The 13,999-nt window shown below is 44.9% G+C and carries 14 protein-coding genes; 2 read left to right on the plus strand and 12 right to left on the minus strand.

The features are described from left to right. Positions 1-7: 7 nt before the first annotated feature. The 10 genes from flgK to flgB form a co-directional block, all read right to left on the minus strand. Positions 8-1,882, minus strand: a complete 1,875-nt coding sequence (gene flgK, locus GZN30_RS09120) for a flagellar hook-associated protein FlgK (RefSeq protein ID WP_075652504.1) — start codon at positions 1,880-1,882, stop codon at positions 8-10. 336 nt (positions 1,883-2,218) lie between these two features. Beyond that, positions 2,219-3,169: a flagellar assembly peptidoglycan hydrolase FlgJ gene (gene flgJ, locus GZN30_RS09125; protein WP_075652503.1), complete on the minus strand. Its 951-nt coding sequence runs from the start codon at positions 3,167-3,169 to the stop codon at positions 2,219-2,221. Between the two features lie 9 nt (positions 3,170-3,178). Then, positions 3,179-4,270 carry a flagellar basal body P-ring protein FlgI gene (locus GZN30_RS09130; RefSeq protein ID WP_075652502.1) on the minus strand — a complete coding sequence of 364 codons (1,092 nt, stop codon included), beginning with the start codon at positions 4,268-4,270 and terminating at the stop codon, positions 3,179-3,181. 51 nt (positions 4,271-4,321) lie between these two features. Next, the gene (flgH, locus tag GZN30_RS09135; RefSeq protein ID WP_075652501.1) at positions 4,322-5,101 is read right to left on the minus strand and encodes a flagellar basal body L-ring protein FlgH; all 780 of its coding nucleotides are present in this window, start codon (positions 5,099-5,101) and stop codon (positions 4,322-4,324) included. A gap of 19 nt (positions 5,102-5,120) precedes the next feature. Further along, entirely contained in the window at positions 5,121-5,909 is a 789-nt protein-coding gene (flgG, locus tag GZN30_RS09140) for a flagellar basal-body rod protein FlgG (protein ID WP_075652500.1), read from the minus strand. Between the two features lie 18 nt (positions 5,910-5,927). Next, positions 5,928-6,677, minus strand: a complete 750-nt coding sequence (gene flgF / locus GZN30_RS09145) for a flagellar basal-body rod protein FlgF (protein WP_075652499.1) — start codon at positions 6,675-6,677, stop codon at positions 5,928-5,930. Between the two features lie 198 nt (positions 6,678-6,875). Beyond that, the gene (gene flgE / locus GZN30_RS09150; RefSeq protein ID WP_075652498.1) at positions 6,876-8,186 is read right to left on the minus strand and encodes a flagellar hook protein FlgE; all 1,311 of its coding nucleotides are present in this window, start codon (positions 8,184-8,186) and stop codon (positions 6,876-6,878) included. 28 nt (positions 8,187-8,214) lie between these two features. Further along, on the minus strand, positions 8,215-8,922 hold the full coding sequence (locus GZN30_RS09155) for a flagellar hook assembly protein FlgD (protein ID WP_075652497.1): 708 nt from the start codon (positions 8,920-8,922) through the stop codon (positions 8,215-8,217). Between the two features lie 16 nt (positions 8,923-8,938). Further along, positions 8,939-9,355 (minus strand): flagellar basal body rod protein FlgC, encoded by a 417-nt coding sequence (flgC, locus tag GZN30_RS09160; RefSeq protein WP_075652496.1) that lies wholly within the window; start codon positions 9,353-9,355, stop codon positions 8,939-8,941. A gap of 5 nt (positions 9,356-9,360) precedes the next feature. Beyond that, positions 9,361-9,756, minus strand: a complete 396-nt coding sequence (gene flgB, locus GZN30_RS09165) for a flagellar basal body rod protein FlgB (RefSeq protein WP_075652495.1) — start codon at positions 9,754-9,756, stop codon at positions 9,361-9,363. 272 nt (positions 9,757-10,028) lie between these two features. On the opposite strand from flgB, the gene GZN30_RS09170 reads away from it, so the two are divergent. Beyond that, a protein-coding gene (locus GZN30_RS09170; RefSeq protein ID WP_408646766.1) for an IS3 family transposase occupies positions 10,029-11,266 on the plus strand; the annotation gives its coding sequence in 2 pieces (ribosomal slippage) (positions 10,029-10,400 and positions 10,403-11,266; 1,236 coding nt in all). A gap of 43 nt (positions 11,267-11,309) precedes the next feature. Here GZN30_RS09170 and GZN30_RS09175 read toward each other — a convergent pair. Next, on the minus strand, positions 11,310-12,137 hold the full coding sequence (locus tag GZN30_RS09175; protein ID WP_075651542.1) for a protein-glutamate O-methyltransferase: 828 nt from the start codon (positions 12,135-12,137) through the stop codon (positions 11,310-11,312). Between the two features lie 10 nt (positions 12,138-12,147). Beyond that, positions 12,148-13,074, minus strand: coding sequence for a chemotaxis protein CheV (locus GZN30_RS09180; RefSeq protein ID WP_075651544.1), 927 nt, complete (start codon positions 13,072-13,074; stop codon positions 12,148-12,150). Positions 13,075-13,148: 74 nt separating this feature from the next. Here GZN30_RS09180 and flgA point away from each other — a divergent pair, with 74 nt between their 5' ends. Next, complete coding sequence (gene flgA, locus GZN30_RS09185; protein ID WP_075651546.1) at positions 13,149-13,895, plus strand: flagellar basal body P-ring formation chaperone FlgA; 747 nt, start codon at positions 13,149-13,151, stop codon at positions 13,893-13,895. Positions 13,896-13,999: the final 104 nt, after the last annotated feature.

Raw genomic sequence — 13,999 nt, forward strand, 5'->3', positions numbered from 1 at the left:
CTGCCTCCTACCTCAATGCCAGTATCGTATCAAAGGTTTCATTCGCGGCTTGCATTACCCGCGATGATGCCATATAAGCTTGTTGAAACTTCATCATGTTGGCAGCTTCTTCATCAAGGTTAACCCCTGATATACTTGCCACACGCTCTTGCGCGGTCTCTTTTTCAACACGTGAGATATCCGTCAATTGGGAAGCGGTCGCAAGCTTCAAGCCGACATTCGTATTGAGATCGTGGTAAATATCAATAATGGTCGACTCCCCACCATTAAGATGTTTATCCGTCTGTAAAAACTGCATTTTGCGTAAGTTGCCGTTACCACCTTCGGAAGGAACAAGGTTAGCGGTAAATTTATCACCCGGTCTTGCCCCTTCTGACAGGGTAAAACTTGTGCCTTGCACCGTTACCTTATCGGTTGGTGGGTAAGGTTGAGGCTGCAATAACACCTGACCTTTGGTATTAGTCACCGCAAACTGTTTGCCGTCTGGCGATACGATCACTTCAAACTCACGTAAATCGCCCGCAGCTTCAATTTCAAACTTTGCCGTACCTTGTGCAAAAGTCGTCGATGCCTCATAACTTTGAGCGGCAATTTTTGTCGCATCTTCCAAAGCGAGTTTGATCTCTCCAGCACCATTCCGAGTTGGACGAATATAAACTCGTTCACCACTCTCTAAGCCTTGATTGATTTTGATGCGCAGCCCATCAACCAAGATTGCATTATTCTTTACATCAACTTGCTCACGTTCACCATTTGGCTTTGTGACGTAATAATCACCGCCTTGATATTGCAACGCGTACTCACCGGTTTTTAGTGGTTTGATGTTATCGATATAGACTTCCAGATCGGCTTTCGAATTAGAAGCGGCAACCACTCGGGATTTAACCGCTATTTCCGAGTTAATATTGGTAAACATCTCTTCACCAACATTACCTTTCAGATCTAAGCCTTGTGATTGCAAATGGTTAACCGCATTCGCAAAACCAATGGCCATCTTGCCAAGCTCATCCATTAGGTAAGGAATTTTTTCATCACGCATATTGAGCATCGAGCCAATCTTGCCATCGATATCATTACTTGTGATGGCTTTGATCCCCTCGCCTTCAATCATGGCAAGGCGACGCTGTCTGGCGTTTGGCATACCGTCAACCAAAGTCAATGTACTCGACTCCGCACCGGAGACTAAGGTGTTACCGTTACCAATATGGATATTGAAGCCTTCGCGGTTTGAACGTGGCGTTACCGTCACTTTCGTATATTCCGACAGTTCACGTACTAAGCTTTCATGCTGATCCATCAAATCAACGTGAGGACCAGGGCTACGCATCATCATACGGTTGACATCACGCAGTTCGATACCAATCTGGTTAATGCGCTCCACACCCATTTCCAGTTTCTTGTCAGCCACATCTTGCTGACGACGGATCGATTCATGCAGATCATTAAAGTTTTGCGCGGTAAACCAAGCCTTCTCTAATACGACTTTACGCGAGCCCATATCATTAGGGCTATCTGCTAATGATTTGACCGCATCAAACCATCCATTCATATTTTCTGGGATCTTTTGTGAGGTCACCGAAGAGAGCACGCTACTTAAAATACGTAAGTCATCTTCGCTATCGTGGCGGTTCGCATGGTTGGTAGTGGCAATATTTAACTCATTAACCGCAAACTGGTCCCAAGAGCGGCGAACATTTTCCACATGCACACCCATGCCATAGGTTTGCCCACCAAACTGGCGCGGATCATTGGTCCCTTGAATTACAGATTGGCGACTATAACCCTCTGTATTTACATTGGAAATATTATGACCGGTAGTGTTCAATTGTTTCTGAGCGGTGAGTACACTCTGTGTACCTAAACTCAGAAGATCCGACGCCATACTGCCCCCGAAAACCGAATAAAATCAGCGTGTGCTGAGTAACTTATTGGAAGATAGCAAGTTATGTGCCAAAGAATAAAAAAGAGAGAGGAACATCCAGCGTAGCTGGATTACAGGACGCCCAGCCTCGCTGGGCTACAGAACGTTTCAATCACGGTTTTGGGGACATAATATAAGGTTTGGGGGGGTAGCGGCAGGAGTCGAAGACTGAGAATTTAAAATTGAGAACTAAGAGCGGAGATACACCAATATCGCACAACGTCTCAAAGCGAGGTTTCTGCTGAGCGTTCTAACATCTCTATTCTTAGCTGTAAAAAATCACCCGTAGGTGACTTTTTACATCTGATCTATCTTCGCTTTAACTCTCAGCACTTTATCGGCATATTGAGGATCGGTTGCATAACCTGCTTGGTGAATACCACGAATGAAGTGCTCGTTGTTACCGCCATGGCTTAACGCGGTATTGTAACGAGGGTTTTCGTTAAGGAAGCGTACATAGTCATTAAAGCTTTGCTCATAATCTTGATAAGCACGGAACGCGGCACGCTCTTGTACTGGTACACCTTGATGGTATTCCAAAGTTTGCGTCGCCACTTTATTACCTGCCCAGCTTTTATCCGCTTTGATATTAAATAGGTTATTACTGCTACCGCGACGGTTGGCGACCATTTTTTGCCCCCACCCCGTTTCCAGCGCAGCTTGTGCCAGTAGCAATGATGAATCTACGCCAAGCGCTCTTGCTGCTTTCTCGGCATAAGGCTTCATTGAAGTGACAAACGCTTCCGGCGAGTCAAAACGCCCTGTTTGAGCCGTCACTCGCTCAACTTCGTTGGTTTTGGCTTGTGGCTCGATTGCGGCGCTATCACCATTAAGTTCACGCGCTTCTTGCGCATGGCGCGCACGATCGACCTTTTGCATCAGATGTTCAAAGCTATCATTGTGCGCACTGGCATCTTGGTTTTCGATAGAGCCTGTACTTAACTGAGCAACGATCATATCTGCCAAACCTAATGAGCCTGATGCACTCAGTTCACTCGACATTTGATCGTCCATCATTTGACGATAAAACTGCTGGTTTTGACTATCCATTAGCCCTGATTCAAATGTCGCGTTCGCATCACGCATCGATTTAAACAGCATGTTAGTGAAAATTGCTTCAAACTGCTTTGCCGCTGCGGTTAGGGCTTCCTTTTCACTTTTTTCATCACCTTTAACCGCTTGCTGACGAAGCTTATCAAGCCCAGCGATGTCGTGAATAAAGCCAATATCGTTACCGTTATTAATCATGCTCTTTCCTTAGATAATGATCAGTTGACCTTCAATGGCACCCGCTTGCTTAAGCGCTTGCAAAATTGCCATTAAATCAGAAGGAGCTGCCCCTACCTCATTAACCGCACGCACTAAGTCATCCAAGGTTAAACCCGGTTCAAACTTGAACATTTTGCCCTGTTCTTCACTCACTTCGATATTAGAATCAGGGACAACTACCGTATCACCACCAGAAAATGGATTAGGCTGACTAACGTTTAAATTCTCTTTAATCGCGACCGTCATACCACCATGCGTCACAGCGGCAGGTTTTAAACGCACATGTTTGCCAACAACGATCGTGCCAGTACGCGAGTTTACGATAATTTTTGCTGAGCCTTCAGCAGGATTAAACTCGAGGTTTTCAATCGCCGACAAAAACGCAACACGTTGACTGATGTCACGAGGCGCTCGTACTTTTACCGAAGTCGCATCCATTGCCTGTGCCATTTGTGGACCAAGGAAGTTGTTCACAGCATCGGCTAAACGCTGTGCAGTAGTAAAATCAGACTCGAGTAAGTTAAAAGTAATGTAATCGCCACGGCTAAATGGGGTTGGGATTTCACGCTCGACCATCGCACCATTAGAAATCATGCCTGCGGTTGGGTTGTTGCCGACAATTTTTGAGCCGTCAGCCCCGGTTGCACTAAAGCCACTTACAACCAAATTACCTTGAGCAACCGCATAGATTTGTCCATCTAAACCTTTCAGCATCGTTTGCATTAGCGTACCACCACGTAAGCTTTTAGCTGAACCGATTGAAGAGACCGTGACGTCGATACTTTGCCCTTGCTTAGAAAACGCCGGCAACTCTGCTGTGACAATCACTGCCGCAACGTTCTTGGTTTTTGGTTTGGTGCCAGGTGGCAATTGGATGCCGAAGTTTTGCAGCATGGCATTGAAGCTTTGATCGGTGAAAGGCGTTGATTCTCCCGTCCCTGGTAAACCAGTGACCAGACCGTAGCCCACCAATTGGTTGCTACGCACCCCCGCTACTTGCGCGACATCTTTGATGCGAGCAGCGTGTGCGGATGTGACGAACAACATCAAACTGGTGAATAGGAATAACGCTTTTTTCATGGTGGTACCTGTAACTGTAAGACGATGTCAAAACACCGTCTTTAAATTGTGTTACAGAGATACATTGAAGAATCGTGCCAAGAATCCAGGCTCTTGCATATCTTGTTGAGTTCCCGTGCCTGAGTAACGGATTCGTGCATTAGAAACACGTGTTGAGGCAATGGTATTATCGTAGGTGATGTCTTCCGGACGAATGGTGCCGCTGAGACGAATATATTCATCGCCAGTATTGAGTGTTAGCCACTTTTCCCCACGAATCACTAAGTTGCCATTGGCTAGTACTTCAATCACTTCAACCGTGATCGAGCCTGATAGGCTATTGCTTTGATTTGCCGCCGAGCTGCCACTGAACTTATTGTCATTAGCTAGGTTATAAGAAAAATTGTAATCACCCACATTCAATTGCTGACCACCGACCTCTAATGGGTCCATACTTGCCGCATTGTTTTTCGACAGATCCGCATCGGCGCTTTTTGCCGCCTTGGTGGCTTCGTCTAATGTCACGGTAATAATGTCACCAATACCATGGGGCTTGGAGTCATCATACAAACTCATGGTGCTGCCGGCATTAAATAGCGAACCGGTTTCTGCCGCGTAATGCTCTGGCTGATGCTTAGGATGGATCGGAGCCCATGCAGGATCGCCCGCGACAGGGTCAGTACGTCCACGCAGCGTATCAATGATTCCTGAACTCTCATCGGCTGATTTATCACCTTCGACCGCATCAACCGTAGTGGTACCTTGTACCATATCCGGTGTATCAACGGGTGGCTGCAACATAGAACAACCAGACATTAAAATGATCAGTGATAAGGGCAGAATACGCGTCATGTCAGGAACCTCTTAATGATTAAAGTTGTTGGTTAACAAAGCTCATCATCTTGTCTACCGCTGAGATCACTTTTGAGTTCATCTCGTAGACACGTTGCGCTTCGATCATATTAACCAACTCTTCCGTCACGTTAACGTTTGATGTTTCTAACATCGACTGACGGATCTCACCAAAACCATCTAACCCCGGCACGCCTTCTTGCGGGTCACCACTTGCGCCCGTCGGTAGGTAAAGGTTTTGACCAATAGGCTCAAGACCGCCTGGGTTAATAAAGTCAACCGTTGTGATCTGACCAACAACTTGGTTATCTTGCTGACCACGTAAACGCACCGAAACTTCACCATCGGTACCAATGGTAATACCTACCGCATCTTCAGGGATCGCGATCTCTGGCTCAAGCGCGTAACCCGCACCAGAAGTAACAATCACACCTTCATCATTGACGGTGAATTGACCGTTACGAGAGTAACCGATGTTGCCATCAGGCATAAGAATTTGGAAAAAGCCGTCGCCTTCCACCATCATATCCAGTGCGTTAGTGGTAGTTTGTGCATTACCGTTGGTGTGCACCTTTTGAGTCGCAACCACTTTAGAACCCGCACCTAACATTAAACCACTCGGCAGTTCAGTATTTTGCGATGACTGACCACCCGCTTGATTAATATTCTGATAAAACAAGTCTTCAAACACGGCGCGGCTTTTCTTATAGCCGATGGTTGAAGCGTTAGCTAAGTTGTTTGAAATGGTTGAAATATTGGTTTGCTGCGCGTCTAAGCCAGTCTTACTTACCCATAATGCCGGATGCATAACTCTCTCCTAAATCTATTAGCTCGAACGAAGTAGCGAATCAGAGGCTTTATCCATCTCTTCCGCTGTGCTCATCATTTTGACTTGCATTTCAAATTGGCGTTGTAAATCGATCAGTGCTGTCATTTCACCAATTGCATTTACGTTACTTCCTTCGATTGCGCCGGTGAGCAGTTTTACATCCGCAGCCGCTTGATATTCGGTATTAGGATCTTGTGCTCGGAACAAGCCGTTGGCATCTTTGAATAGTGCTTGGTTATTGATGCTGACTAACTTAATGCGATCAACCACTTCAATCGCATCAGCAGGTGCACCTTGTGGGACGACGGAAATAGTACCGTCACTACCAATTTCCACTTTACTCACTGGAATCGGTAACGTGATTGGCGTACCCGCCTCACCCATCACCAAATTGCCGTTACCACTCATCAAAAGACCGCTAGCATCAATTTGGAAATTACCGTTACGGGTTAAACCTTCTTTACCCGTTTTATCCATAACTGAAATCCAGCCATCCCCCTGGATGGTGACATCAAGATCACGCCCAGTAGTGATTACGCTGCCTTGTTGGAAATTGTGTCCTGGTCGCTCTGTCATGCTAAAAACACGTGTCGGCAAACCTTCGCCGTATGCTTGCATAGAACGAGCTTGCGCCAAATCAGCACGGAAACCCGTGGTACTGACGTTTGCTAAGTTGTTGGCTCTGAGCTGTAGTGCTTGCATGTTTTGCTTCGCACCGCTCATCGCTAAAAACAGAGAACGATCCATTATTGACTCCCAAAATCACTATTCGAGGTCAATAAAGCAATTGTTATGCCAAAATAATTTATTGTTATTTTTCAGACAGGTAGAGATGCAATACTCTAGGACTAGCGTATTGTTATAAAAGAAGTGTCGGATAAATGGCAATAACGGCAACCAAGCGTTGCCGCTAGGTTGCCATCTTATTTATGTGTGACTCAGCTATTATCGAATCTGTAGGATATTCTGTTGTAGCTGGTTATGTACTTCAAGTGAACGAGAGTTTGCTTGGAAGTTACGCTGAGCAGAGATTAGATCCACCAGCTCTTGGGTCATATCAATGTTTGATTGCTCAAGCATACCGTTGTTGATAGTACCAAATGAACCTTTGTTTGATTCACCCCAGATCTTGTCACCAGAGAACTGAGTTGCATCCCACTGAGTGCCACCTTTCTTGTCGAGACCTTGCTCGTTAGCAACACGCACTAGAGCAACACGACCAAGAGTGATGTTTTCACCATTTGAGTAGGTACCCAACACACTGCCGGTTTCGTCGAAGTCAATTTTAGTTAGGAAGCCTGTTGTTGCCCCATCTTCATCGAACTTAGTCAGTTCAAACGGTGCGGCAAACTGAGTCGAAGACTGAAGACCGAAAGAAAGACGCTGCGCAACATCCGCACCATTCATTTCGATCGGGTTAGCCCCTTGACCAATCGCTGAAGATACTATCGGCTGTCCATTGTTTAAGCTTGCCAATGTACCGTCATTGTTGAACTTCATCGTATGACCAATGTGACCTTGTGGTGAAGTGGCGTCACCGCCTTCGATATTAATCGGTTTCTCACCCGTTTTATCGGTCACTGTGTAGTAGGTGTGCCAAGTATTTTGCTCACCTGGCGTCTGCGCCTTCATATAGTAAGTCGTCAACTTGTATGACTGACCCATTGAGTCATAAATCGTTGAAGATGTCGATTTGTTGTATGTCTCAGGATCGTTGTAGTCAAACAGTGCTGGCGATTTTGACTCCGCATTTGCTGGCAAGTTTACGCCAACTTCAATATTCGCCGTCTGTTTTGGTTTACCAAATTCAGCTGGGATATTCAGCGGTTGTGGCTCATATGACAAGACATCGCCAGTGTCTTGATCCACTTGATAACCTAGCAGGTACTCATCGTTCGAAGTCACCATGTAGTTATCTTTGTTCAGGTGGAAAGCACCGTTACGCGTCAGCTCATTTTGCTGTGGGATCAAACGCTCTTTCGCAACCGCGAAAAAGCCTGTACCTGATACACGTAGGTCAAGTGGGTTATTGGTGTACACACTTGAGCCTTCATGAAATTGTTGGGCAACTTTATTCGCCTGAACACCTTGACCAGGAGTCGTCTTCGCATTGGTAAATAGTGAGTTTGAGTAGACGTCACCAAACTCAGCGCGAGACTCTTTAAAACCAAATGTATTCGCGTTAGCGATGTTATTACTGGTTGTATTCAGATCTAACTGAGCGGCGGATAGACCACTAAGTGCAATATAAGACATTCCTAATTCTCCTATCTAGCTCACGTTGTTACGCTTTGCCTACTTCTAGTACTTCAGCAAGTCGAACTGGCGACTCAAAGCCAGCCAGATTGAGTAGTACGTTACCATCACCTTTACCTAGGAGTACGCTATTGACGTTTGCGTATGTTGATACTTCAAACTCTTTGCTCTCCCCTTCTAGCAAGCCAGATGCTTTCATCTTGTACTTACCAGCTGGCAATGGATTACCGTTTTCATCTTTGCCATCCCAAACCACGCGGTTATCACCTGCCGGTTTGGCGCCCACTTCAAATGTGCGTACCAGTTGCCCCATTTCGTTTTCAACACGCACAAACATGTTGTCCACGTTTTGAGGTAGCTTAACCATTGCTGCCATCGTTTTGCCGTCTTGCTTGATGCCTGCAGCACCAGGAACAAGTACGTCACGTCCCACTAAGGTAGACGCTTGCAACGCTTGGTTTGAAGTCATTGACGTGTTCAACGTTTCGAACTGGTTGTTCATTTTGCCAATGCCATCAACGGTAGCAAATGAAGCCATTTGCGCAATCATTTGGTCATTGCCAACCGGCTTAAAAGGATCCTGTTGAGCCAACTGTTTGGTAAGCAAAGACAAGAAATCTTCTTGCTTAAGATCTTGTTTACCTGTGGTTTCTGTTGGTTGTTTGTTCTCTTGCAGGGCTTTTAGCTGATCAACATAGGACAAGCCGCTTTGACCAACGTTATTAATACCGGCCATACGTTACCTCCAATCCTTATTGACCCATCTGCAGCGTACGCAGCAGCATTTGTTTACTGGCATCTGCTAATTGCACATTGGTTTGGTATGAGCGAGAAGCAGAAATCATGTTGGCCATTTCTTCCATTACGTTAACGTTCGGCTTGTAGATATAGCCTTCGTTATTCGCAAGCGGGTGGTCTGGGTTGTATTCCGCATTTAACGGTTTATCGCTCTCAACAATGCCTAACACTTTCACCGGCACCGTATGGTCTTGACCGTACTTTGCCTTACTTAACTCTGCACCAAAGACTGCATGGCGTGCTTTGTAGGTGTCTTTCGCCGAGCTCGAAACACTGTCTGCATTCGCCAAGTTGCTTGAGGTAGTATTTAGACGAACGGATTCAGCACTCATTGCAGAACCTGTCACATTGAATACGTTAAATAAGCTCATCTAATTTATTCCCCTTTGATTGCCTTGGTTAAGTTCTTGAATTTACTTCCTAAGAAGTCTAGCGATGCCTGATGTCGAATTTGATTTTGCATAAATAAGTTACGCTCTAAATCCACATCGACCGTATTGCCATCACCGGTGTCAGGTTGAGATGGAAGTCGGTATAGCACTTCACCCGTGACCTGTGTAGAGGCAGGAATATGCCGACCATCGGTACGGCTAAGACCAATGCTTGCCTCCGAACTTGCCGCTTGTAGTGCCTTTTTAAAATCCATGCCTTTTGCTTTATAACCTGGCGTGTTGGCCTGCGCGATATTGGTGGAAATCACCTCAGCGTTACGCTCACGTACACCCACCGTGTGTTGGTGAATGCCTAATGCCTTGTCAAAAGAAATAGCCATGTTTGCCTCTACTAAAAGAACTGACCTTTACTACCAATTAATAAAGCAAAATGCGTACCACTTTCTAAACTAATGACTCGATTTTGTTTTATTAGTCATCAGAACAGCAATAACCACGCCAACTTTAGTTTGAATAGCTTAGATATTTTGGAATGTCATCCCTAGCTTATGCCGAAACGCCGCCGATTACAAAAAAGCCCAGACAAACATGTCTGGGCTTGATTCATTCGATTGTCCCGTCCTGAAATGTGTTTACACATTGAGGACGAATTATGACCACGTCAAATAAACTCTACATTAAGCGCACTCAGCGTGATTACACACTAGGCTTTAAATTGCAGGTTGTTGATGCTGTAGAAAAAGGCGAAATGACCTACAAGCAAGCACAAGCCATTTATGGTATCCAAGGTCGCTCAACTGTTTTAACCTGGCTGAGGAAGCACGGGAAAATGGATTGGACGCAAAACCCAAGGAAGAACGCTATGCATGAGACTACCAAACCTAGTGAGTCTCCCGCTCAAAAAATTAAACGTCTTGAAAAAGAACTCGAAGATGAGCGAATAAGAAATCTGTTCTTGAATGAAGTGGTTGATATTCTTGACGCTGAGCATGGGACAAGCCTAAGAAAAAAGTATCTCGCCAAGGAGCGAGAAGCCTTCAAAAACAGAAAGGGATCAGCTTAGCTAGAATTTGCCGCCTATGTGGCATATCGAGACAAAGTGTTTACCAAAGAGAAAAGCGAGCAGCTGCCCGTCAAATTAAGCTCGATCCCGTAAAGCAAATGGTTTTAGAGCTCCGACGTTATATGCCTCGAGTTGGAACAAGAAAACTGTATTTCTTACTCAAGCCAAAGCTAGAAAAAGCAGGCATTAAACTAGGTCGGGATGCGCTCTTTGACTACTTACGTAATGAGAGACTCCTTGTTCGACCAAAACGCAGTTTTACAAAGACAACCAATAGCCGACACTGGATGCAAAAGCACCCTAACTTACTGAAGGAGCTTAAGCCGAGTCATCCCGAAGAAGTATTGGTCAGCGATATCACCTACGTCCAATCGGATAAAGGTGTTCACTATTTATCTCTTGTGACAGACGCATTTAGTCGAAAAATCATGGGGTATGAGTTGAGTAATGAGATGAAAGCAACAGATGTTGTAAAAGCTCTGCGCAAGGCGATAAAAGCACGTCAATATCGATGCTCTTGCATTCATCACTCAGACCGCGGTCTTCAATACTGCTCAACAGTTTATCAAGAGCAGTTGAAAAGTGGGCACATAAAGCCATCCATGACTGATGGGTATGACTGCTACCAGAATGCGTTAGCAGAGAGAGTCAACGGGATACTAAAACAAGAGTTCCTACTCGATAGGTGTCAAGACATCAAAGAGCTCAACCAACTAGTAAAAGAGTCTATTAGTATCTATAACAATATGAGACCGCATCTTAGTCTCGGGATGAAAACCCCAAATGAGGTTCATGAAAAAAGCCAACTGCTAACGCAGTTGGCTTAGTATAAAACTGTCAAGGTATTTTAGGACGAGACAGATGATGGCTTTACTTGAGCTTGTAAATAATGCCTGGATTACAACGTACCATTTCAAAACGGTCAGTGAGTCCGGTTAAGGATTCCGATGCGCCTAAAAGCAGGTAGCCTCCTGGGTTTAAGCTGTTTGCCATTTGATTCAGTACCTTTGATTTCATTTCAGGAGAAAAGTAAATCAGGACATTACGACAAAAAATCACATCAAACTTACCCAATAGCGCATAACTGTCCATCAAGTTTTGTGGGCGGAAGTTAACTAAGCGTTTTGCCGAGTCTTTGATCTTCATACGACCATCGCCAGCATCTTCAAAGAAAGCACGGCGCCTTTCCGGTGAAAGACCACGACCTAATGCTAAGCTGTCGTAAACACCCGCTCGACACATATCAAGCATACTTGAAGAAATATCCGTCGCCGTGATCGATACGTTTGGTAGCATACCTGGCTTACGCTGCTGAGTTTCAAGCACGGTCATCGCCATTGAGTATGGTTCTTGACCTGAAGAACTCGCCGCTGACCAAATCTTTATTGGGCGTTTATTTGCCGCCAACTCTGGCAGAATCTTATCGGCTAAAACCGTAAACGGGTAACTATCTCGGAACCATAACGTTTCGTTAGTAGTCATTGCGTCTACCGCCGCCACACGTAATTCACGATTACGACCTGAGATAACATCTCGTAGAAGATCGGACAGTGATGCTAACTTAAACTTCACTACCAACGGGCTTAAACGACTTCTTACTAAATACTGCTTACTATCTCCCAGCACAATACCGCACTGCGATTCTAAAAACCGGCTAAAATCACGATACTCTTGATCGCTTATAGTTATCGCTGTCATTAAGTTCTCTTTATTTGATTAGTGCAGTCTTCACCGCGTTGCCAAGTTCGTCCGGGTTAAACTTAGCGATAAATGAGTTGGCTCCTACACGTTCAACCATTGCTTGGTTGAACACTCCACTCAGAGAAGAGTGAAGAATAACGTACAAATCTTTCAGCTCTGCATGACGACGAATCTCAGCAGTCAAGGTGTAACCATCCATCTCTGGCATTTCAATATCTGAAATGACCAAAGCGATTTGCTCATAGATGCTACCTTGAGATGACATTTCAAGTAGCTTCTCATACGCTTCTTTGCCATCTTTAACCGACACGACTTCAAAACCAATTGAACTAATTGCTCGTTCAACTTGTTTACGCGCGACCGTTGAATCGTCTGCAATCAAGATACGACGTACGACTGGCTTTTCGGCCTGTGCTTTTTCGATTTCCTGACCAATATTACTATCCATGGTCTCATCAACTGGTGCGATCTCAGCAAGAATTTTCTCTACGTCGAGAATCTCAACTAACTCATTATCAATGTTAGTTACTGCTGTTAAGTAATGTGCTTTACCTGAGCCTTGTGGCGGTGGCAGGATCGCTTCCCAATGCATATTGATGATACGTTCAACCGAAGTCACCAAAAAGGCTTGGATTGTGCGGTTAAATTCTGCAATGACGACAAAAGCTTTATCAACATCTGTCGTTGGTCGCCCACCGATCGCTAAACTTAGATCGATAACTGACACGGTATGGCCACGAATATGAGCCACCCCTTTAACGAGCGGATGAAGGTTTGGCATCGAAGTAAGCTTAGGGCATTGAAGAACTTCCTTAACCTTGAACACGTTAATACCATAACGTTGACGTCCCATTAGGCGAAACGTCAGTAGTTCCAATCGGTTTTGACCGACGAGTTGTGTACGCTGATTCACAGAATCAAGAATACCCGTCATAAGCTCATCTCCATTTCAAACTTTCAAGTGAAAAAGTGGTAATCTAGTAAAGGCTATGAAACCTGAGAAACCGCATGATACACGTTAAATCATACATTTCTACAATTCCCACAACCGTAAAAAATTTGTGCAACGATAGCATGTTAGTTGTTATCGGCTTATCAGCGTTATTCTTTAGTTTTTCAGCGTCGTCTGCAACCCAAGAACAAATAGTGGCGATCCAAACCGCAGCTGAGCAATTTATCCTCGACAATGTTGAACAGCCGATTGACGGAACATTGCAAGCTGAATCCGCGAATATCGATAGCCGCATCTTCGCTACTGATTGTCCAGTTCCCCTAAGCGCCTCTTCAAGATCAACCAACACCAACGCCAGTAATATTACCGTGTTAGTTGAATGTCACCAAGACGACTGGCGTATTTATGTACCGGTTAGATTAACCCGAACTGGACCACAGGTCTCAATAACGACGCCACTCTCGCGCGGAGAAATTATCTCCGCTCAAGATGTAAGCATCAGTATGGTAGACTTGCAGCGCTTAAGGCGGCAAGGATTTTCCTCGATAAATTCCGTTATTGGGGCAAAAGTAAAGAAAAACCTCAGAGCGGGTGAAATTATTGAACAACGTGACATCTGTATTGTGTGCCGCAATGATGTTGTCACAATCAAAGCACAAAAGTCAGGAATGACTATCACCACCAAGGGGGTCGCACTTTCAGATGGGTCCCATGGCGAACAGATAAAAGTGAAAAATAGTAAATCCAATCGTATAATTGATGGAAAAGTAACCGGGATATCGGAAGTTTCCGTGATTTTCTAAGCTTGAGATAGGCATTTCAAGTCGATTACGATCTATTGGTAAATAATATTAAAGATCCTTTTATTTCTGCCGATATGGTCAGTACAGGAATATTTATTCAAGTT

The sequence above is a fragment of the Vibrio ponticus genome (genome assembly GCF_009938225.1).
In the GTDB taxonomy this organism is placed as follows: domain Bacteria; phylum Pseudomonadota; class Gammaproteobacteria; order Enterobacterales; family Vibrionaceae; genus Vibrio; species Vibrio ponticus.

Excerpts from the sequence above, each read along its gene's own strand:
- flgK (WP_075652504.1), bottom strand. The coding sequence starts at position 1,882 with ATGGCGTCGGATCTTCTGAGTTTAGGTACACAGAGTGTACTCACCGCT.
- flgJ (WP_075652503.1), bottom strand. The coding sequence starts at position 3,169 with ATGATTAATAACGGTAACGATATTGGCTTTATTCACGACATCGCTGGG.
- GZN30_RS09130 (WP_075652502.1), bottom strand. The coding sequence starts at position 4,270 with ATGAAAAAAGCGTTATTCCTATTCACCAGTTTGATGTTGTTCGTCACA.
- flgH (WP_075652501.1), bottom strand. The coding sequence starts at position 5,101 with ATGACGCGTATTCTGCCCTTATCACTGATCATTTTAATGTCTGGTTGT.
- flgG (WP_075652500.1), bottom strand. The coding sequence starts at position 5,909 with ATGCATCCGGCATTATGGGTAAGTAAGACTGGCTTAGACGCGCAGCAA.
- flgF (WP_075652499.1), bottom strand. The coding sequence starts at position 6,677 with ATGGATCGTTCTCTGTTTTTAGCGATGAGCGGTGCGAAGCAAAACATG.
- flgE (WP_075652498.1), bottom strand. The coding sequence starts at position 8,186 with ATGTCTTATATTGCACTTAGTGGTCTATCCGCCGCTCAGTTAGATCTG.
- GZN30_RS09155 (WP_075652497.1), bottom strand. The coding sequence starts at position 8,922 with ATGGCCGGTATTAATAACGTTGGTCAAAGCGGCTTGTCCTATGTTGAT.
- flgC (WP_075652496.1), bottom strand. The coding sequence starts at position 9,355 with ATGAGCTTATTTAACGTATTCAATGTGACAGGTTCTGCAATGAGTGCT.
- flgB (WP_075652495.1), bottom strand. The coding sequence starts at position 9,756 with ATGGCTATTTCTTTTGACAAGGCATTAGGCATTCACCAACACACGGTG.
- GZN30_RS09175 (WP_075651542.1), bottom strand. The coding sequence starts at position 12,137 with ATGACAGCGATAACTATAAGCGATCAAGAGTATCGTGATTTTAGCCGG.
- GZN30_RS09180 (WP_075651544.1), bottom strand. The coding sequence starts at position 13,074 with ATGACGGGTATTCTTGATTCTGTGAATCAGCGTACACAACTCGTCGGT.
- flgA (WP_075651546.1), top strand. The coding sequence starts at position 13,149 with ATGATACACGTTAAATCATACATTTCTACAATTCCCACAACCGTAAAA.